Consider the following 20,446-nt stretch of genomic DNA (forward strand, 5'->3'; position numbering starts at 1 on the left):
TTTGGCCTTGTTCGTTCTTGTGATGAACTGAACTCCGAAGGTGTTTGTAGTTCTCATGACAATTCAGCTTTTGAGTGTTTGTGTTAAAATGATTCCTCTCGTGGTGAACTGCTTCCACAAGGTCACTCAAACAGACCTAAAGCAGTTCAAAATACTCAATGCAACTATCTGTTTTACAGCTATTTGCATCAATCTGGTGAACTAAAATAAACTATTCATTTGGTTCACCGGATAGGTCTCATTTTTGCTGAAATTGTCTAAATCGAACTGATACATAAAAAATAAAAAAGCCCGCAAATCGTAAGATTTGCAGGCTTTTGGGTTCTGATGAACCTTTGTTGTCGGGGCGGCAGGATTCGAACCTGCGACCCCCTGGTCCCAAACCAGGTACACTACCGGACTGTGCTACGCCCCGAACAGTTTTGCTCTGATTATGTGCCGGAACTGCTTCCCTGCTCAAAATCAGGATGCAAATATAGAATTTTTTGCCTCCATAAAAAGGGATGCCAGAAAAAAATATCCATTAATTCAGTAAAGCGTGTGAGCCACACCTTTTCCCACTCTGGAGGTTACTTTTAATCAGTTCGTTGTATTAAAAAAGGTATAAAAAATCTTTATATAATTATAAATAAACCAGCTATGTCTTTTTTTACACGTATTCTTATTGCCGTCATTTGCTTGACTATTTTGGCCTCACTTGGTTCCTGTACCGCCACGAATACCAAGAATTATTCATGGACTGACCTCCAGCACTCCAGAGATTTAGACAAGAAAAAGGGGAAGCAGTCAAAAAAGTACCAACGTAGTTTTGCGAAGACGCATCACTATTGATTAAAAGTTTGCAACACTATTGCATAAGACTTACTTTTGCAATGGAATGAAATATAGCGAACTCAAGCAAATTTTAAAGAATCATAAACTCCGGGTCACAGACTCACGGATGGACGTGTTGGAGCACTTTCTTACCCATAAGAAGGCACTCTCCTTTAAGGACCTGGAGGAAAAGTTTTCAACCTACGATCGTGTAACACTTTATCGCACACTGAATTCGTTTACCGAAAACGGAGTTTTGCACAAGATACCTGACGACAGTGGTTTCGCCACCTTCGGGGTGTGCTATGATACCTGTAGCTCCGATCACCATCATCACAATCACATGCACTTCAAGTGCAATGAGTGTGGGAAGATCGAGTGTGTGGATGAGCATCTGCCTGTGATAGAACTCCCGGGTTACCAGATACAGGAGGCAAATCTCATTTTGAACGGCATATGCAAGTCCTGCGGTGAGGCTTAAGTTATTTATTGTTCTCGTTTTTGGGGTTAATCTGTTTGCCTGGGCTCAGGATTTGTGTGTCAATCAAATCCAGGGGCAGGTGCTCGATCTCGATACCAGGCAACCCATTCCGTACGTGACGGTGATCGTAGAGGAAGAGCCCGGCAAAGGTGCTATTACGGATGCGCAGGGCGTTTTTGAGATTAAGGGCTTGTGCGAGAAGGAATTCACCCTGGTGGTATCACATGTGGGGTACAAGGAAGCAAGCCATCATCATGATAGTTATCATGATCACCCTACCATTTTATTAGCTTCGGACGATCACTTGCTCGAAAGTGTGGTAGTAGAGGGTATCTATAACCAGACGAGCCTACAGACCATTAGTATCGATCGGCTTTCCAGTGAAGATTTCATTGCGGCCCAATCCGAATCACTCGGTGAGCTAGCGGGCCGCATCACGGGAATCAGCACCATTAGTACAGGACAAAATGTTGTGAAACCTATTATCCATGGATTGCACAGCAATCGGGTGTTGATTGTTAATAATGGGGTTCGGCATGAGTTTCAGAACTGGGGGATAGAACATGCCCCTGAGATAGATCCTTCACTGGCCGGTTCGGTGGAGGTGGTGAAGGGTGCCGCAACGGTACGGTATGGGCCAGATGCCCTGGGGGGTGTGATTCTGGTCAATCCACCAAAACTGGAGTTGGGAGCTGGTTTTGAGGGTACAGCTGGAGTGGTGGCCAAGAGTAATGGCAGATCAGGGGAAGGCGATTTACAATTGAGTTACGGAAGTGATAACCTGGTGGTAGCGGTGAGTGGCGCCATGGTCGGGCAGGGTGACCTCCATACTCCGGATTATGTATTGACCAACACAGGAAAGCAGGAATATAGCTACGCCTCGTCGTTGCGGTACCATAAGCATAAGTTCGATTTGGAAGGTTACTATAGCCACTTCTATCAGAGTTTGGGAATCTTGCGGGGATCTGTGAATGGGAGCCTGGAAGATCTGGCCAATGCCATGGAGAGTGAAGTTCCTCCTGGCACCAGTCCGTTTTCATATGACCTCAATAATCCCAGGCAGCAGGTTACTCACGACTTGATGAAGCTTAAAGGGGGCTATGTCTGGGACAATCAGGATATCTCTTTTCAATATGCTTATCAGCTCAATCATCGTCAGGAATATGATGTGCGCAAGGGTACCAATAACGAGATACCTTCAGTAGATCTGAAATTAGCTACACAAACCTTTGAGGTAGATTGGAATCACCCTGATCTTGGCCATGTCAACGGAAACATGGGATTGCAATGGTTCTATCAGGATAACAACAATGTGCCGGGCACCAATACGGTTCCTTTTGTGCCTAATTACAATGTTATGCGGGCCGGACTTTTTGCCGTGGAGCGATTGGAAGCGGGTAGTACCACTTATGAGTTGGGGCTCAGATATGATTTTCAATACAATTCAGTGCGGGGGAGGGCTCCGAGTAACGAAATTTACAGCAATGAGCTGACTTACTCCCAATTGACTGGTTCTGCAGGTTTGAAACAAACGCTTAAAAATCACCTGAATTTCAGGTCAAACGTGGGCTTAGCCTGGAGGCCACCAAACGTTTCAGAACTATACATTTTTGGAAAACATCAGGCTTCCATAGAGTATGGCTTATGGCGATACGCCTATGATGAAGAGGGAAAAATTTCGGTCAGCGAGGTTTTGTCTGAGGAGAATAAACCAGTGAAACCCGAAGTAGGCATCAAGTGGATCAATACCCTGGAAGGTGAGCAGGATGGAAATCATTGGGAGCTCACGGCTTATACAAATGTGATTCGAAACTATATATACACTCGTCCGGCAGGCATCACCAATACGGTTCGGGGGGCTTTTCCTTATTTTATCTATGATCAGGGAGATGCGTTGTTTTGGGGGTTGGACGCTGCTTACCGGCTGGAGTTGACTCAGTTTTGGAAGCTCGAAGCTAAATCCAGTTATGTATGGGCGATGAATTTGAAAGAGCGGGAAACGTTTATCAACATTCCTCCTGCCAGAGCAGATGTAGGGTTGGACTATGAAAGAAAACCCGACTTTCTTTCCAGCTCCAGAGTGGCGCTGGGATTGTCCTATGTTTTCAGGTATTTTCAGGAACCCAGAGTAATTACCGTGAGGGAAATATTGGAAGCAGAAGCGGAGGGTCAGGACCTTTTTGCGGAAAATAACGAGATGTTTGATTTTATGGCTGCTCCCGATGGCTATTTCCTGGCCAATTTATCCTGGAGCGCCGCAGTGGGGAAATGGGAGTGGAGTGCACGGATTTCGAATTTACTGAACAAGAGGTACAGGGTGTATACCGACAGGCTGCGGTACTTCGCAGACCAAACAGGCAGAAACGTCCAGTTGTCTCTCAGGTATCGAATTTAATTAATGCAATAGAATTGCATTTATCATTAATATGCAATATTATTGCTTAAGTAAATTAAATCGAAAAACTATGCTTAGAAACAATTGGTTCAGCGCATTTGCCTTACTCATTCTGACTACCTGGACAACAGGTTGCTCAGATAAGGATGTGCCGGATGCAGAGAACGAAGAAGAGATCATTACCAAAGTACAACTCATTTTTTCTCCTACGGAGGGAGCCCCTGTGGTGGTCACGGCATTGGATCCTGATGGTGACGGACCGGAAGATATCGCTCCTTCAGGGCCTATCGTGCTGGCTCCTGCCACAGAGTATGAGTTGTTTATCAAGCTGGAGAACACCATCAGTGATGAAGACATTACCGAAGAGGTGGAGGCTGAGGGGGACGAACATTTGTTCTTCTTTGGTTTTTCAGAAGGGATTTTTGAGAGCCCTACCGGAGATGGTAATGTGGATCAGCGTGCCGATGTGGTCAATTACCTGGATAAGGATGTCGATAATCTCCCCATTGGCTTAATTACCGCTTGGATTACCGGAGAGTCAGGATCGGGGACTTTTCGGGTGATGCTCAAGCACCAACCCGGAATAAAGTCAGCGACTTCTGAGTCTACCGATGGTGAATCCGATGTGGACATCACCTGGACGTTGAATATTCAGGACTGATCTGGGACGACGATCCTGAGCTGGTCTGATAGCACCCTGATGTGAAGGTCTGTAAGTTCACCAATGTATTCCCCATCAGACTGGAAGTCAATCGGGGTACTTGACTGGATCTGCACTTCCTGGTAAGAATAGATGTCAAAAAGCTCAGAGTCCCTGTCAGGTTGGTTTTGTAGGAACAGGTTGTTGATAATAAGTTCGGCTGAAAGCGGTTTCATCATGCAGAGTTCTACCTGCTGATCATCAAACTTGCCCACCGGATTTACTTCATAGCCTGTTCCGTACATCCTGGTATTGGCGATCACAAGAAAGTTGGTTTCAAATTCGGTTTTACTGTTACCTGAGGTAATAATCACCCGGAAATGCCGCTGGAGCATAGGAAGCTCCTGAATAGCACTTATAGCATAACCCATAAAGCCGCTTCTGTTTTCTTCCTCATAGCGCCTGACCAGAGAGGCATTGAGCCCCAGGTCTGCCATATGCAGCATGTAGTGTCGGTCATTGATGAGTGCTACATCCAGGTGACGAGTGCGTTCACCCAGGATATTTTGAAGAGCATTGTCCATGGAGATGCCAAACTCCCCGGCCAGTCCGTTGGCGGATCCTGAGGGGATAATCCCCAGTGGTATCCCCGTGGAGATAAGCAACGGAGCTACCATGTTGATGGAGCCATCACCCCCAGCTACCCCCACTACATCCGGAAGGTAGGTATTTAGTGCATGCTGGATAGCAGCAGCGTCATTACTTCCGGTGGTCTGCAATATTTTGAATTCAGTATGGGAGGTTGAAAAGTGACGGTCTATATCATGAAGAAGTTCATGTGTATTGGCTGATCCGGATACCGGGTTGATAACAAAAAGGTGCTTTTTCATCTTTTATGTTTGAATAATAGATTCTCATGCGCAATTCAGTACCCTTTCTAAAAGTTTACCAAAGTTTCGCAAGTGACCATCTCACTATGGTAATGGGGCATGTTTTGAAAAGTCCGTCTCACCAGCGAGATCGACCGACGAGAAATCCGTTTAAAAATGCCCTGGAGATGTATCGCAGGTATCACGTCAAACCATCTGCGGGTGAGAAAGTTTTTTTGACCCTTGCCGGAAAGGCCATGGAAGTGACTACAGATGGGAAGGGCTTTTTCCAATTTAAGCTATCCACGCCAAGAGATGTGGATACCCTGGAGGTGACAGTAGCGCTCGCAGATTTCCCAACAGAATACGAACACCTGAAACTGGAAGTGCACAGACCTGCCGAGGTGATAGTTTCAGATATTGATGATACCATTTTGGTGTCTCACTCCACCAGCCTGATCCGTAAACTCTATCTTCTGCTGACCAAAAATCATCAAAGTCGACAGGCGTTTGATGGGGTAAAGGATTTTTATGATTCACTAAAGGAGGGTAGGACAGAACCTCTGTTTTTTTACGTGAGTAGCAGTGAATGGAATCTCTATGACTTTCTGGAAAGTTTTGTGGCTGATAAACAATTGCCAGCCGGAGTGTTTTTACTTCAGGATATCAAGAGTGGTATTCTGGATCTTTTTCGCAGTGGTGGTGGTTCTCATTCTCATAAGAAATCAAAAATAGAGACCCTGATAAAGGTGTATCCTGAGGCTAAATTTACGCTGATTGGCGATAGTGGTCAGAAGGATCCCGACATCTATCAGGCCGTTGCTTTGACATATCCTGAACATATTGCTAAGATTTATATCCGGGATGTGAGAAAATCCCGTAGAAGCAAAGTGAAGCAGATGGCCAGTGCTCTGAAAAATTCAGGCGTGGACATGGTATTTTTTAGCGAATAATGGAAATTAACCCTATGAAAGAATCTTTACGGACTTCCAGATATCCCAATCGCACCTTGGAAGACAAAGAACTGATTTACAATATTTTGGATGAAGCGCTGTTTTGTACGGTGGCTTATGCAGATAGCCAGGTGGCTCACCAAATTCCCACAGGATTTTGCAGGCTGGGTGATGAAGTATTCATTCACGGTTCGGTGAAGAGCCATTTTATCACCAAACTTCTGGAATCAGATGAGGTGTCGCTCTCTGTGATGCTTTTTGATGCCCTGGTTCTGGCCCCTACAGCATTCAATCATTCAGTCAATTACCGTTCAGTAGTACTTTACTCCAAAGCGAGGGAAGTGCGCGACGAAGCCCAGAAAGCACGAGTGCTGAGTGCCTACACTGATAAGTACATTCCCGGACGGATGTGTGATCTGCCTCAACCCACCTCGGAGGAACTTGGCGTTACCACAGTGCTGGCACTATCTATAGATAAGTCGCTGGCCAAAATGAGAAGCGGGGGCGTAGGAGTGGATACATCAAAGAGTAACGTCTGGTCCGGGATTGTACCATTTCAGACAGGGTACGGAGCTCCCGAAGTGGATCATGGGAATAGCCAGGTGGAAACGCCCCACTATCTCAATCAACTAATCACCCGAAATACATAATAATGGAAGTAAAACAAGAAGAAACAGGCCATAAGGGGAGCTTTTATGTAGAGCAGGAGGGCCTCCGACTAGCAGAAATGACCTACTCATGGGCCGGTAATGACCGCATTATCATTGATCATACAGAAGTATCAGATAAGTTGCGAGGGATGGGTGTTGGCTTGCAACTGGTAGAGCAGGCCGTTGCATTTGCCAGGGAGAAAGGGATTTCCATTATTCCACTATGTCCATTCGCCAGGTCTGTTTTCAATAAAAAAACCGACTTGAAAGATGTCCTTTGAACCGATGCATCAGAATGTGGAAAAGAGCCAGTTTGAGCTCAATCACAAGGGACACACTGCTTTGTTACTTTATAAGCAAAACAAGGGATCTAAAAGGATTTACCTGGTTCACACGGAGGTGCCGGAAGCCATTCAGAATGAGGGTGTTGGACAGCAATTAGTGAAAGAGGCGCTGGATTTTATAGTGCAAAACGAACTGAAAGTAGTTCCGCTATGTCCGCTGGTAATAGCTTATCTGAAAAGGCATCCTGCATATCATGGGGTGATTGATGAGTCGAGTAAGAAAGACTTTGTGAGATAGTTGTTATATTCACTGACATGGCAACTAAAGAATATACAAACGGAGAAGTAACAGTAGTTTGGAAGTCGGATTTATGCATTCATTCCGAAAGATGTTTTCACGGCCTTCCGGAAGTTTTTAATCCCAATAACCGACCCTGGATCAATGCTCAGGGAGCTCCCACTGACAAAATAGTGGAGCAAGTGAGTAAGTGTCCATCTGGTGCTTTGTCTTACTATCTCAATGCGGACGGCAAGCCCGTGGCTCGGGAGGTGATCACAGAGGAGCAGATCGTAGAAGTAACCCCCAATGGCCCACTGATGGTTTATGGGAATCTGAAAGTGAAGTTGACCGATGGGAGTGAAGCTACTAAAAACAAGGTGACAGCTTTTTGTCGATGTGGAGGATCTTCTAACAAACCATTCTGCGATGGTACGCATAAGAAGATCGGGTTCGTTGGCTAGCAACTAGTTTGTGCTCTTTTCCAGTTTTTCGAGGATCTCTTCATTCTTCTGCCTGATTTCCTTCTTATTGTTAGTGGCGCCTATGCTGCTGACTACCCCGCTGAGCATGGCTTTGCCCCAGTAATTAAAAATCGACTTGGATTGGTCTCTTTCGTGAAAAATATCACCTTCCCGCACAAAGAGAAAGTGCGGATTTCGGGTATTGACCACAAAAGTATTGGCAAAAAATGACTTCATCGAAACACCCAGACCTTTCGTCTGAAGAGTCTCATGGTTCAATACAGACAACTTGAGGTTGTCATAGTAGAAGCGCATTTCGCCCACGGCATTGTCCTCATTCCCTTCAAAGGAAAACGTCAACGATTTACTCATTCCATCCCTGATTTGAACGAAAGCAGTGTTTTCAAGAAACCGGTTCATTTCTGTCAGATCCATGTTTCCTACCCGACCACTGGCGGTGTACAGGTCAAGTTCACTGGCCAGATCGAACTTCACCTGAAAGAGGAAGTCACCACTGTTCATAAGTGTGCCTTTGGTTTTGAAGATCATAAATTTACGATTGCTAATTCTGGCCGGATCGTTGGTGAAGTTGGTCAGAGAGCCACTGATATCCCTGAAAAAGATTATTCCCGGAAGCTCGCCATTCTCTGAGAACTCAGAATGTGATACGTACGATGAAGCGATGTTGATGGTGTCTATCATGACACTCATGGGTATGGACCGCATTGAGGTTTGTGGTAACGCTTTATAGAGTCCTTCTTCTCTGGGTAACCTTTTGTCCCTGTGGGTATCCAGATCCAAGCCAGCCACATTGATCACACTAACCTGTAGTTTTTCCTTGAAAAGAAGTGAGTCCATTTCGAAACCCAATAACTCCATGCGGGTCAGCGTGCCGTTGAACCAATCCTGCTGATAGTCAATTTTGTTTTGAAACTCGCCCCTGTTAAAGATGGGCTCATACCTTAAGTTTCTGAGGTCTATTTTTTTTAGGTTGTGATCGTAGCTGTAATTTTTAATTTTTATTCTGAAAAGGCTATCAGGTAAGGTGTACTCGAAGGATTCTCCTGAAAAAGCGATGGATTCAAAAAGATCACTAGATATATTGATTGCTCTGCTGGGAGCATAATCAAGGCGATCAACCGTAACAGAAAAGTGACGGAGGTGCAGGCTGTCCTGGTGGCTTATTTTGGGGTGTTGCAAGGCGAATGAACCGTCACTGATGCTTGTGAATCTGACGCGGGTGTCGGGTAGTTTCGAATCATTTTCGTTGGCTATTTTCCCCAAAGTGAGGGTGGGGGAGCTCATGGAGAAAGTATCCATGTTGATGGTCTTTTTCTGAATGAACTCATTGATGTCGAAGCCCGTCAGTTTTAGATCAGGGATGAATGCCGTAAATGAATGGGGTTGATTCAGGTGAAGGTCTGAGGATCTGAAATAACCGGTTTCAGTTTGGAAGAAAACAGCGTTCATTCGGATGTCGTCTTCCAGTTGTGGAATGCTCACTATGGCATTTTGTGAGGAAAAGGCATAGTTTCTCGCAAAAAGGGGTTGGTTTTCTGCATTGAGGCTCAAATCTTCGATTAAAAGATCGAACTGTGGAGCGGATAAGGTCAGCTGGCCATCAGGAAGGGTCAATTGGAGTTTCCCATTTGTGAAGAGGAAAGATTCGAATTTCAGAAGATCGTCGGAAAGGGGTTGTTCAGAGTGGGATAACGCGCTGATTTTAAGGTTGAGGTCACTGTCATTAAGCGTTCCCTTTGAGAAATGTAATTGCTTTTCATTGATGAGTTTCTGAAAGTCAATTCCCTCCAAATGTAGCTGGTGTCCTTCTATCCTGTGCTGGCTGGTTTCTTGTGTCGACCCAATCGGATTGAGTTTGAGAAAATCTGCATCCAGGATGGTACCAGATTGAGAAAGTTTGAGTTTGGTCCCCTGGAGACGATGGTTCCAGCCGGCGAATAGATGATCCGCTGAGTCAATCGAGAGGCCAATTTCGAAGGAATAACCGCCTGTAAGTGAGTCGAACTTGTACTTATTCAGGTTGCCCGTCACTCCATGGGCATGTGAAATTTCGTTCGGTCCGTTGTGTACTTTTAGCGTACCATCAGTCACAGAAAAGCGGCGGAATGCCAATCGCTGTAGTAGTGAAAAATCACTATCCTTTTGGGTTGCGGCCACATCAAGTTCTATCTGAGGCCTTGTGAGGTTCAGCGTTTTGAAAATAATTTCCTTTTTTTCGGTGAAGGCAAACAGGTCAAACCCGGTGAGTGCTGCGGCGGAAACCTTCAGCGGATAGGCGCTGGTGGTTGGCTTGAAATAAACCCCAGACAGGTTGATGTTCTTACGGTTTTCACTGATTTCCGATTTTGCCACGGACAGCACAAAGTCCTCATGGGAGAACAGTAAGCGGCCAGACTGCAGGCGGTCGATTCTTAGGTAATCCAGTAAGTGCAAGTCTCTGACGGATTCAGGAATGATGTTGATACCTGATAGGTTGATGCTGAGGTCATCCACGTCCAAACTTTGATCTCCTCTGGTGAGGTGTACAGAGGCTTGTGGTATTTCAAAAGATGTTGCGATCAAGCGCTTGATGAAGGTGCCGAGCTGTGATTTTTGATCTTTTTGAATTGCCGGGTTGATGTTGAGGCGAATTTCCGGACTTTCTATTTTGGCAGATCGGAGTATTAGAACTCCCTGGGTAGAAATTCGATTAAAATCAAGCCCAGCGAGCCCGATCGTTGGTATGTTGGCATCCAACCAGTACGGAAGGTCCTTTTGGTCCTTCAAAGGCGTGATAGAAATACCGTCTATGCGCAATGTGGAGTCGCGGGTGGAAACAAACAGGTCTTTGAAACTGATGAAGTGGCTGCTGTCTGGCATTAAGAAAGAGTGATCCCGGGAGATCATCTCCAGAGAGGAGAAGAAAGCATGGTTTTGTCCAAAAACATTGGTGGAGTCAAGAATGAATTCATCTATGACCAGGGTACTATTGCCGGATCTGATGGCGTGATTACTATTGTCAATATCCATTGTGATGCTGGTGACAGCATCATCAATGTATAGCTTCCCGATTTCGATCTTATTGAAGATGGAATAGACCAAGTTGGTGATGTCATTTCCGGAGGCAGAGAAACCCGTTTTACGGATCGAAATGGTGGGCTTGACAATTCGTACGGAGTCCAGGAAAAGCTCGTTGTCCTGATAAGCTTTGGGGAAGTTGAGCCCACGAAAGTTGAGCTCGGGAAACTCAATGTTATAGTGGTTGAGGCCGCGGATTTCAGCATCCGGTCTATCTGCCCGTTCCTTGAGTCTGAGATTCTTAAAGAGAATGTCCTGTGACCGGGTAGAGAGTGAAAATTCATCAAATGCGATGTAATGAAGACTGTCTGCCAATTTGAAATGCTGATTGGTTAAAATCAGGTTGATGTTTTCGGTAAAGAGGAAATTTTTGCTTCTGGTGGAATCAATCATCAGGCTCTGAACCTGAAAATCAATGTCTTTGAGCAGGATCCCAAATTGGTCCTTCATAAGGGGTTGATAGTGAACTGACGCACTTTTCACCCCCAGGCTGTCAATGGAAAACTTCAAAAGGTAACTATTGATGAGCTGATAGAGATCACCCGTTTCCATCGAAAACGTCTCTCGTTTTTTGCCCGGGTTTATCCTAATCATTTTGATGGCCGGGTTGGTGATGGCTATATTTTTGAATAAGAGCTCTTTGCGGGTGTAAATGCCCATAATTGATGTCAATGTGATCGATAAATGGGGGACCCGTACTTCGTAGAGGTGACTCAGGCTATCAGGTGTCTTTTCGGTGTTTGGAAGCAGGGTCAGGTTGGTGATGTCCAGTCGCTTGTTGACCAGTGAGATGTCTACCTCGTCATAGCCCAGCTCGTAAGTGTCCTGACTCTGCTCCAGTACTAACTTTTTGAGAATCTCTCCTGAGATGGCTGAGCCGTAGGTAAAAAGGAAATAATGAAGGAGGAGAAAAACAGAGAGCAGCCCCAATACCAGAAAGATTCTTCTTCTGAAGACGATGTTCTTTTTCACATTATTGCGGCTCATGAGGCACAAAGTAATTAATAAAAAAGATCATTTGTTTCACCTCGGAGCTCAGTTTCAAAATAATAATTAACGTTGGGGTCTTTGAAAATTTACGAAAATCCGTTACTTTGAATTCGATTCTCATTAAGGAATCAGCGGTGGAAAATAAGGCTGCACGTCATGTGCGGCCTTTTTTTATCAATTGATATAAATTTCGATAAAAAAAGATCGATTTTCTTTTGGAGTACTATCAAATGATAGTAAATTAGCATCATAGATAGTGAGTATCTATTTTCCATAGCTGGTTCTTAATGAGGGAGGGTTACGAAAAGTAACCCTTCTTTTTTTCAAAAGAACTTCTTTATTTTTGGTGTATCATATGGCAATTAATGATCGCATATCAGATTTAATTGGAGAGCTGCATACGAATCCCAATTCTTTTGCGGACAATATCGGGGTGAAGAGCCCTGTGATTTACAACATCATCAAAGGAAGAAGAAGCAAACCCAGTTTCGACGTACTACAGAAAATTTTGATGGCATATGAAGCAATCAATGCCAATTGGTTGCTGAAAGGTGAAGGGGAAATCTGGAAAGAAAAGGAGAATAACTTTGCCCTTGATACCGGATATGCCAGCATAGAAGATCGCATTGTGTCTCTGGTGAGTGCACTAAGAGAAGAAATCGGTCTAAGTCCATCTCTTGAGGAATTGTCGGAGCTGATCGGCACCTTATTGACTGAAAACATGAAGCAGAAAGAAAAGATTGCGGCACTGTATGTGAAGCAGGACAAGATTCTGGAAGTGTTGAGAAACAAGCTGAATTTAGACTTCTGATAACAACTCAATTGATTTGAGTTGATTTTCAATTTCCCTCTTTACTCTGTGGTTGCGGTACAGTACGATGAGCAATAGTCCCAGGAAAAAAACACTGCTGCCGGCTATGCCGAATTTGGCCATCCGCTCGGTTTCCCTTTTCTCGGTGTTTGCGGCCAGTAAATCAAAGTATCTGTCGGTGAGGAGTTGAATGTTGTACTTCTTGTCCAGTTCTTCAATTTCCTTTTGCTGAGCAATGAATTGCTCCAAATGTTCACTGTATTGTCGACCATACTCTAAGGCAGTTTCGTACTCGCCCAGGATGCTGTAGACCTTGCTAACCTCTCTGAAGATCTCATAGGAGGTAGGGGTTTGATTACCTTGTTCTATGAGCTCGATTGCTTTTTGATAATAGTTCAGGGCTTGACCGTAATCACTCAGCTCAAAATAGGTTTGACCTATTTTTCCTAGCGTTCGCAGTGCTTTTTGATTGTATTGTTTATCAGAATCAAAATCGTAAGTCGCCAACAAATACTCAAGTGCTTTGGAGTACTCTTTTTGTTCAAGGTATATTCCGCCGGTGTTTTCCATACACAGAGCATAAGTCTCGGGTGATACATCAGGGCCTCTATCTATTACGTATTTATAATTTTCCAACGCAGCCTTGTGATTTCCCAATTCTCCATACGCAGCGCCGAGCTTATTTTTCATTACAAGAAATCTTTTTTCGGAGACATGAAAATTGGCTAATAAAGAGTCAATTTGCTTTAAGCCTTCATTTAATCGTTTTTCAGATAAAAGTTCATGAATCCTATTGTTCAGCAAAATGATGATTTGTTGTTCATCCTTCAATTCCGAAGCGACTCGGAGGCCCTCATTAATAAATTTATGAGATAACGAATAATGGCCGTAGTCCCCTAATATTAATGCAAGGTTCTTATATATAGCTATTAGACTAGGCTTGAGATCATCCCTTTCACTGATTTCGGCATGTCTGGCACCTTCGAGGTAATAGATGATGGCATTGCCGAAATCATCGGTATGAGTGCATAGATAACCTAAGAGATAGTACGTTTTTGTCATGTAGTAAGTATCATTCTGCTCCTTGGCGATACTTAGGAAATCAACGGCAATTTCCTTTGTAACGGAATGATCACCTTTACTGTACACACTCATAACGTTTTCATAAGCCTCAGATAGGTCTTCCGAAAACGCTGTAAACGCGCTGAAAACAAACAATAGAATGATGGTTACCCTCAAAAGTTATTACTTTGGTTAATAACGGAATTAAAGGTAAAAAAAAAGTCGCGAAACTTGTCACGACTTTTAGATGAATTTGGTTTATTTCTCGGTTAAAGTAATCAACCGCCTGTTGTTGGAGGTTCTTCTTCACCATCTGTTTCATTTCCTGTAGGAGAAGGACTATTGATTTCTGTGTTGTCAATCAGTTCGTCCATGGTATCGTCTTGTGAGCAAGCGCCAAAGGTCATACCCATTGCTAATAATACTAATGCGAGAAAGTTTCTTGAATTGTTCATAACTTGGTTTTTTTTGGTTAATAAAGTATAAATTTACTCATTTATAATTTGCTTAACGGTTCGAGTATTGAACAATCGATCCACAGCTAAATCGCTTAAAATCAGTTGCTTGTGAACATTAAAAAGGACATATCAAGACTCTTATCCACGAATTGGGTGGTATTGATCATTTCAGGAGCATTTTTCGTTGTAGGTGGCTCTTCTTGTGAAAACAAGAAGGCGAGTTGGGATTCTTTTGGAGATCCAATAGCTCCTGAGGCTGCCATCACCACCGATGCCATGTTGACGGGGGTTGCCTCCGCAGATAGCCTGGCTGTCAAATTTGAAGCTGAGATCACCGAGGTATGCCAGATGAAGGGCTGTTGGATGACTTTGAAATCTGCCGATGGGAGCCCTGTACGGGTGACGTTTAAAGATTATGGCTTTTTCGTACCGAAGGATGCTGCCGGGAAAAAGGTCATCATAGAAGGTGTGGCACTATCAGAAGTGCTGGATGAGGCCACAGCCAGACACTATGCCGAAGACTCGGGCAAACCATTTGATGAAAACGCCGATTTACGGCAAGTATCAGTCATTGCCAGCGGTGTACTGATAGCGAAAGAGGATCAGCTGTAAAAGCTTTTTGTTTTTCGCTTCACAAACATTAGTCGGAAGCTATTGCCGGTTAGTGCTCCCAATCCGGCGCATAGGCCACCTACCACTCCTGCACCAATGATGAGGAATATATTGTCATTGAAAGGGAAGAGTTCTACGATTTTCTCAGAAAGAATAGCGCTGGTCTTAATGTCGAGGTACCAGGCGTAGCTCAGCCAAAGCAGACCTCCGCCCAAAAAACCGGAGATAAATACGTTGAACCCATTGCCATATAGTGCAAAGCCCACCAGAAACGAGATGGCAATGATGATCCACCACTGAAGGACAAATGACAACAAATAGGTGAAAAGGATTATCAGAATAATTCTTGCTATTAACTTCATCTTATTGAGGTTGGATGGTTTGAGTGAAAATCACCTGATCGGAATTTTTAATCTCCGGACCAAAGAGTAGTGGATAATATTCCCCTGAGGCCCATCGGGAAATCATATGACCGTACAGTGGACTGCCCGGATTGCCTGTTTGGCTGCCAGGATACACTCCCCACGCTTTGGTACCCGCCGGATCCATCTCTACCACCATGCGCCAGGACGGGCCGTGACCCTTGCTGGCAGCATTGACGATGCTGGCATATCCGCCTACACGCACCTGATCCACTGAGAATGGATCCAGTCTGAGCAGGTGGCGAACGGTGGTGTTTTTGAAAGTGAACCAGCTCAGGTCTTCATTATTCTGAGACATGCGTACATCCAGTGAGTCAATGGCTTTCTGGTAGGTCAGGTTGATGAGGTCCCGGGTCGTTTCTCTGGCGCTGGTGGCCAGAATATCAGCAAACACCAAAGATGAATCCCGTTTCAACAGGTCTATGGTCACGTATTTGTTGGGTCGGTCTATCGCTATGGAAACGGTATCTATTTCATCCCAAATTTGCTGGTAAAGGATATCCCACCAAAGCTGGTATACCGAAGGTGCCTTCAAAGAAGGTTCATTGAAATAGTCCCATTCGCTAAGTGTTTTGTGGTAGTTCCAGGCCTGAGTATCGAAGCTCCCGGTATCCAGGTAGTTCAGCATCATGGGTAGACTCTCAGAAGCCATGTAATTAAAGTTGTCGTTTTGAAGCTTCATCATGTCTTTAGGGATCATGTCTTTGAGAATTCTCAATCGATCATTGATCCGGCGCCCACGGTAGTATTCATAGTTGTGATCGTAGGTATAATAAGGGTAGAGTGTATCCACAGGGTGTTGATTGGCGGAGCTCAGAAATCCCCGCTCTGGATTTTTGGCGAAGAGACTGTGCTCAAATGGAATATATGCCTTCCATTCATACGCAGGATTCGATCCATCCATGAGGTATTTTCCTTGTTCGCGCCACTTTACAGGAAACTTCCCGGGCAACCACACGGCAATGTCCCCTTTGGTAGAGCCAAACATGAAATTCTGAGGGGGTCCCTGAAATTTCACCATGGCTTTGGTGAAGTCTTCATAATTTTTGGCCTTATTGATTTCGTACATGGCATTGATGGTAGTGCTCGGGAAGTGAGCGATCCATTTCATGGCATAGTTGGTCTTACCATTTTGAGGAAAGAAATTGCGGTCATAGACCACCGGACCATGGTGTACATAGATGATGGTATCCGTATAGGTAGCACCCCCGGCAATTTTGAATAACTCGATCTGTTTTTCTGCTTTGAACCATTGATTGTTGTAGAGGTACTCGCTGCGATTTTCATCCCTGAATTGGATCGAATACCAATCTACCTGATCCCGGGGCGAATTGGTCACTCCCCAGGAGATGCTGTCATTGAAGCCAATGAGTATGACCGGAGTGCCAGGTACCGTCACACCCATTACATTCTTATCATCGGTGTGAAGATGATACGCATACCATATAGAAGGCAGGGTCAGTTCCAGGTCGGGCTCGTTAGCCAGCATGACATGGCCACTTTTTGATTTGCTCCCTGATACCGCAAAGTTGTTGCTCCCATTGAGCGGATGAGGCTTCTCTATCGTTTTTTTAGTGGTGGTGAGCGGGTACGGAATGTTGGGTTTGATGACTTTGAGTGGGTCAAAACTCCACTTTTTCTCTTTGGGAATAACCGGGTCCAGATTGCCCAACTGGTCTGGATACAGCAAGTTGAACATGTCCTTACCAAACAGGGCAAGGGCATTGGTGTTCTCCAAATCGGATTCACCTCGCGAAAGGGTGTTGCTCAGCATGGCATAGGCCAGGCATGACTTCAATGGGGACCATGCCTCGGGCTCATAATTGAGCAACTTGAATTCCAGTGGATACTGGGCGTAGGTGAGTTGGTCTATATAAGCATTCACGCCATCGCTGTAGGCATTGAGTACTGGCAGCAGATCAGGATCGGACTGAATGGTCTCCAGCAGGTCTTCGGTCATTTTCTTCAAACCAATTCTTCTGTTGAACCGATCGAAGTTAAGCGTGCGTTCTCCCAATACTTCTGAAAGTCTTCCGAAAACGAGCCTGGAAAAGAAGTCCATTTGCCAAAGCCGGTCTCTGGCTGTGAGATAGCCCTGCACCCTATGAAGATCCGTTTCGTTTTCTGCATAGATATGTGGAATGCGCATTTCGTCGTAGTAGACCGTCACCGGAGCGGTCAGTCCTTCCATGTCCAGTGTTTCTTCGTAGTTGATTCCTGCTTCTTCAGCATTTTGCCAGAAACCATGGAACGGGCTAAGAAACTTACCCAAAGGAGGTACTCCGGCTATTCGCGTGTTCAGCGAAACCCCTAAGGCAATGGTAATGGTGAGAAAAAAAATAAAACGAAATGTCTTCATCGTGTTTGGATCATTTAATTCATCAAAACCTGCGGAAGAGGATATTTCAGTGCGGCGGGGCTCTTCTCAGCTCTCTAATGAATATGTGTGAAGGCGGAGTATTCCGGCATAACCGAATGTCGCCTTTATTTCAGATCGGAAAAATATTAAGAAAAGAGGAGATTGCATACATTTGAAGCCATCAGTATGTCCAGGCACTCAAAATACTTTAGATATATAAAACCGTCATTTGATTTTTTGATGGCCGGTTGGCTGTGTATTGTGCTTTTGCCCCTGATGTGCGCCATTGCATTATGGCTTTTGCTGTCAGGTCAGCCGGTTTTCTTTGTGCAGGAGCGGCCCGGTCTGGGAGGGCGGTTATTTAAGATGCTGAAGTTTACCACAATGACCAACGTCCCGGGAGACCCCATCTTCCCCATGGGTAAATTTTTGAGGAAGACCTCATTGGATGAATTACCACAGCTGTTCAATATTCTGAAAGGGGAGATGAGCTTCATTGGCCCCAGGCCACTGTTGGTGGCGTACCTGCAGAAATATACGCCGGAAGAACACCGCAGGCATGAGGTGAAGCCGGGCATTACAGGCTGGGCGCAGGTGAATGGTCGCAATGCCCTGGATTTCAAGGAAAAAATGAAATTGGATTTGTACTACGTTGCGCATTGCTCCCTGTGGCTGGACCTGAGGATACTTTTAAAAACCTTTGTCCAGTTGATCAAATGGTGGGAATCTGATTATCACGCCGTGCATGTCAAAACCTCCGAATCGCATTGAGTCCGGATCGCATTTATTTCTCGCCACCCTATATATCAGAGACTGAGATCACCGCAGTGACTGAGACTTTGAGGCAAGGGTGGATTGCCCCGGTGGGCCCGCAGCTGGATTTGCTGGAGCAGTCGCTTGCTCAAAAGTTTCATTTTCCTCATGTGCTGGCCCTCAACTCCGGTACTGCAGCCTTGCACCTGGCTGTACGGCTGGCGGGAGTGCGGGCAGGCGATCGGGTGATTGTGGGGTCATTTACCTTTGTGGCGGCCGCCAATGCTGTTCGATATGAGCAGGGAGTACCGGTATTTATGGACAGCGAGCCAGATACCTGGAACCTGGATCCCGGCCTTTTGAAAAGCTATTTATCTGAGCAGGCGGGCAAGCCGACATCCCCCAAAGCAGTAATCGTGACGCACATTTTTGGCCAGCCCGCTAAAATCAATGAGATCGCCGATATCTGTGCGGAGTACGGGGTGAAACTGATAGAGGATGCGGCCGAAGCCCTGGGCGCGACCAGCACCACCGGGCAGTTTGTTGGAGGGGTGGGCGATTTTGGAGTACTCTCATTCAATGGCAATAAGATTATCACCAGCGGCGGTGGGGGAGCACTGATTTGCAAACATGCGGAAGACCATGAGCATGCGAAGCATCTGGCCTCACAGGCTAAGGTGTCGGCCAATCATTACCTGCATGAGGAAGTAGGGTATAATTACCGCCTGAGTAACGTGCTGGCGGGGCTCGGCCTGGCTCAGCTATCCCGGTTTGATGCGATTCTGGAACGTAAAAAAGCGGTTTTTGATGACTACCACCAGGCGCTCGAAAGCCTGAGTTGGCTGACTCCAAAGGTGGTTCATGGAGCTAACTGCTGGGTGTACCCCTGTGTGATGGATCATGAAATGGGAGTGGATGAATTAATCCGGCGATTTGAAGAGGCCAATATTGAGGCCAGGAGGTTTTGGCGGCCGTTGCATTTACAGCCCCTGTTTTCAGATGCCGGGTATGTGGGTGGTTCGGTGGCAGAGGACCTATTCAGAAAGGGAATATGTCTGCCAAGTGGTGCCGGGCTCACTTCGGAGGAGATGGAGAGAGTAGTAGAGGTGTTGGAAAAGGTTTAGGCTTTATTTTCCTTTGAAAAGTCCTGGCGGAAGAAAAAATTCAAATTTCAGGTTTAAAAACAGGTAGGCATCCTTGTCCTGCTGATCTCCCCTGGGCGCACCAGGAACCAGTTGATCGTACGCTTCCTGGTTGATCACACCCACTTCGTCCTTGCGGTTGGAGAGCAGGTCCGCACCCGGTCCCGGGTTTTGAGGATAGTTCCCTGAGACATCATCCAGGTAATCAGAAAGGGTAAAGCGGTAGGTGATTTCTGTAGTGAAGTTGAGGAATGGGTTGATTTTCCATTTGAGGCCGGCTCCCACCGGAAAAATCATCGTAAACCTGCTGTACTCAGTGTCTTCTGTTTGGAGGTCGTAGAGATTATACTGCTGCCCGGCCAGCTCGGCCGTGGGGCTGATAAAAGTGGCGCCCACACCCGCCAGGAGGTAGGGGTCTACTTTGTGTCTTTTGTAATAGGCGCCCGCATACTTTTTCATGTAGAAAATGCCCTGCACGCTGATTTCATAATTGGTGGAGCTGAATGAGAGGTTTCGCTGCTGCGCATAGGAGCTGTCAGGGGCATGCCTGTCATGACCTCTGATGCTGTAACGGCCGATTTCTATCCTAGCCCCCACCTTGGGGAGAAGACGAGCTTCTACACCCAGGCTGATGTTGGAGATTTCGTTTTGGATGCTGCCATTGTGTTTGAGTTCACCCCGATAGGAGGCAAAGCCAAAGCCTGCCTGAGCGGTAAAGTAGCGGTCGTTCATCTGCCATGAAAGGAAGTCCTGAGCCATGACGAATGACCCCAGAAGGAAAAGGAAAAAGTAAATGATGGCCTGTTTTTTCATCCAATGTCAAAATAAGGGAAAATTATTGAATGGTGAATTGAAAACCGCAAGAATGGTAGATTGATGGCTGTGCGTGGTGACGATATACGGGCAGTCTACCAATCTTATTTAGATGTTGGA

General features: G+C 45.5%; 19 protein-coding genes and 1 tRNA gene. 12 read left to right on the top strand and 8 right to left on the bottom strand.

The features are described from left to right. Positions 1-341: 341 nt before the first annotated feature. Positions 342-415 (bottom strand) — tRNA-Pro (locus ACHKAR_RS04860). A gap of 462 nt (positions 416-877) precedes the next feature. Here ACHKAR_RS04860 and ACHKAR_RS04865 point away from each other — a divergent pair. The 3 genes from ACHKAR_RS04865 (at position 878) to ACHKAR_RS04875 (ending at position 4,350) form a co-directional block, all read left to right on the top strand. Then, on the top strand, positions 878-1,294 hold the full coding sequence (locus tag ACHKAR_RS04865) for a Fur family transcriptional regulator (RefSeq protein WP_159580997.1): 417 nt from the start codon (positions 878-880) through the stop codon (positions 1,292-1,294). After that, complete coding sequence (locus ACHKAR_RS04870; protein ID WP_395416405.1) at positions 1,284-3,689, top strand: TonB-dependent receptor; 2,406 nt, start codon at positions 1,284-1,286, stop codon at positions 3,687-3,689. Before ACHKAR_RS04865 ends, ACHKAR_RS04870 begins: the two co-directional genes overlap by 11 nt. A gap of 70 nt (positions 3,690-3,759) precedes the next feature. Beyond that, the gene (locus tag ACHKAR_RS04875; protein WP_255465172.1) at positions 3,760-4,350 is read left to right on the top strand and encodes a hypothetical protein; all 591 of its coding nucleotides are present in this window, start codon (positions 3,760-3,762) and stop codon (positions 4,348-4,350) included. Here the strand turns inward: ACHKAR_RS04875 and ACHKAR_RS04880 are convergent. Continuing rightward, complete coding sequence (locus ACHKAR_RS04880) at positions 4,341-5,219, bottom strand: diacylglycerol/lipid kinase family protein (RefSeq protein ID WP_395416406.1); 879 nt, start codon at positions 5,217-5,219, stop codon at positions 4,341-4,343. The two genes, ACHKAR_RS04875 and ACHKAR_RS04880, sit on opposite strands and share 10 nt — an antisense overlap. A gap of 26 nt (positions 5,220-5,245) precedes the next feature. Here ACHKAR_RS04880 and ACHKAR_RS04885 point away from each other — a divergent pair, with 26 nt between their 5' ends. From ACHKAR_RS04885 to ACHKAR_RS04905, 5 genes are read left to right on the top strand one after another with little or no spacing between them, the layout of a single operon-like run. Continuing rightward, complete coding sequence (locus ACHKAR_RS04885; protein ID WP_395416407.1) at positions 5,246-6,151, top strand: phosphatase domain-containing protein; 906 nt, start codon at positions 5,246-5,248, stop codon at positions 6,149-6,151. A 14-nt stretch (positions 6,152-6,165) separates the two neighbouring features. Then, positions 6,166-6,801 (top strand): pyridoxamine 5'-phosphate oxidase family protein, encoded by a 636-nt coding sequence (locus tag ACHKAR_RS04890; RefSeq protein WP_395416408.1) that lies wholly within the window; start codon positions 6,166-6,168, stop codon positions 6,799-6,801. Positions 6,802-6,803: 2 nt separating this feature from the next. Next, positions 6,804-7,082 carry a GNAT family N-acetyltransferase gene (locus tag ACHKAR_RS04895; RefSeq protein ID WP_395416409.1) on the top strand — a complete coding sequence of 93 codons (279 nt, stop codon included), beginning with the start codon at positions 6,804-6,806 and terminating at the stop codon, positions 7,080-7,082. After that, positions 7,072-7,383, top strand: coding sequence for a GNAT family N-acetyltransferase (locus tag ACHKAR_RS04900; RefSeq protein WP_395416410.1), 312 nt, complete (start codon positions 7,072-7,074; stop codon positions 7,381-7,383). The genes ACHKAR_RS04895 and ACHKAR_RS04900 overlap by 11 nt, the downstream gene beginning before the upstream one ends. A gap of 17 nt (positions 7,384-7,400) precedes the next feature. Next, a complete protein-coding gene (locus tag ACHKAR_RS04905) occupies positions 7,401-7,826 on the top strand; it encodes a (4Fe-4S)-binding protein (protein WP_395416411.1) in 426 nt (141 codons plus the stop codon). Between the two features lie 3 nt (positions 7,827-7,829). Here the strand turns inward: ACHKAR_RS04905 and ACHKAR_RS04910 are convergent, their stop codons facing one another. Next, positions 7,830-11,891, bottom strand: coding sequence for a hypothetical protein (locus ACHKAR_RS04910; protein WP_395416412.1), 4,062 nt, complete (start codon positions 11,889-11,891; stop codon positions 7,830-7,832). A gap of 358 nt (positions 11,892-12,249) precedes the next feature. On the opposite strand from ACHKAR_RS04910, the gene ACHKAR_RS04915 reads away from it, so the two are divergent. After that, the gene (locus ACHKAR_RS04915; RefSeq protein ID WP_159580979.1) at positions 12,250-12,705 is read left to right on the top strand and encodes a hypothetical protein; all 456 of its coding nucleotides are present in this window, start codon (positions 12,250-12,252) and stop codon (positions 12,703-12,705) included. Here ACHKAR_RS04915 and ACHKAR_RS04920 read toward each other — a convergent pair. Next, entirely contained in the window at positions 12,694-13,944 is a 1,251-nt protein-coding gene (locus ACHKAR_RS04920; protein ID WP_395416413.1) for a tetratricopeptide repeat protein, read from the bottom strand. The genes ACHKAR_RS04915 and ACHKAR_RS04920 overlap by 12 nt on opposite strands. A gap of 101 nt (positions 13,945-14,045) precedes the next feature. Further along, the gene (locus tag ACHKAR_RS04925) at positions 14,046-14,222 is read right to left on the bottom strand and encodes a hypothetical protein (protein WP_159580975.1); all 177 of its coding nucleotides are present in this window, start codon (positions 14,220-14,222) and stop codon (positions 14,046-14,048) included. A 111-nt stretch (positions 14,223-14,333) separates the two neighbouring features. Between ACHKAR_RS04925 and ACHKAR_RS04930 the strand changes: the two genes are divergently transcribed. After that, a complete protein-coding gene (locus ACHKAR_RS04930; protein WP_395416414.1) occupies positions 14,334-14,837 on the top strand; it encodes a DUF4920 domain-containing protein in 504 nt (167 codons plus the stop codon). Here the strand turns inward: ACHKAR_RS04930 and ACHKAR_RS04935 are convergent. Together ACHKAR_RS04935 and ACHKAR_RS04940 are read right to left on the bottom strand one after the other, a co-directional pair. Next, the gene (locus tag ACHKAR_RS04935; RefSeq protein ID WP_159580973.1) at positions 14,828-15,199 is read right to left on the bottom strand and encodes a hypothetical protein; all 372 of its coding nucleotides are present in this window, start codon (positions 15,197-15,199) and stop codon (positions 14,828-14,830) included. The two genes, ACHKAR_RS04930 and ACHKAR_RS04935, sit on opposite strands and share 10 nt — an antisense overlap. A 1-nt stretch (position 15,200) precedes the next feature. Beyond that, positions 15,201-17,618, bottom strand: coding sequence for a penicillin acylase family protein (locus ACHKAR_RS04940; RefSeq protein ID WP_395416415.1), 2,418 nt, complete (start codon positions 17,616-17,618; stop codon positions 15,201-15,203). A 186-nt stretch (positions 17,619-17,804) separates the two neighbouring features. Between ACHKAR_RS04940 and ACHKAR_RS04945 the strand changes: the two genes are divergently transcribed. Both ACHKAR_RS04945 and ACHKAR_RS04950 read left to right on the top strand, forming a co-directional pair. After that, positions 17,805-18,389 carry a sugar transferase gene (locus tag ACHKAR_RS04945; RefSeq protein ID WP_395416590.1) on the top strand — a complete coding sequence of 195 codons (585 nt, stop codon included), beginning with the start codon at positions 17,805-17,807 and terminating at the stop codon, positions 18,387-18,389. Further along, positions 18,386-19,495, top strand: a complete 1,110-nt coding sequence (locus ACHKAR_RS04950; RefSeq protein WP_395416416.1) for a DegT/DnrJ/EryC1/StrS family aminotransferase — start codon at positions 18,386-18,388, stop codon at positions 19,493-19,495. Before ACHKAR_RS04945 ends, ACHKAR_RS04950 begins: the two co-directional genes overlap by 4 nt. Positions 19,496-19,498: 3 nt before the next feature. Here the strand turns inward: ACHKAR_RS04950 and ACHKAR_RS04955 are convergent, their stop codons facing one another. Continuing rightward, a complete protein-coding gene (locus ACHKAR_RS04955; RefSeq protein ID WP_395416417.1) occupies positions 19,499-20,326 on the bottom strand; it encodes an outer membrane beta-barrel protein in 828 nt (275 codons plus the stop codon). Positions 20,327-20,446 lie beyond the last annotated feature (120 nt).

The organism is Marinoscillum luteum (assembly GCF_044005705.1).
Taxonomy (GTDB): Bacteria; Bacteroidota; Bacteroidia; order Cytophagales; family Cyclobacteriaceae; genus Marinoscillum; species Marinoscillum luteum.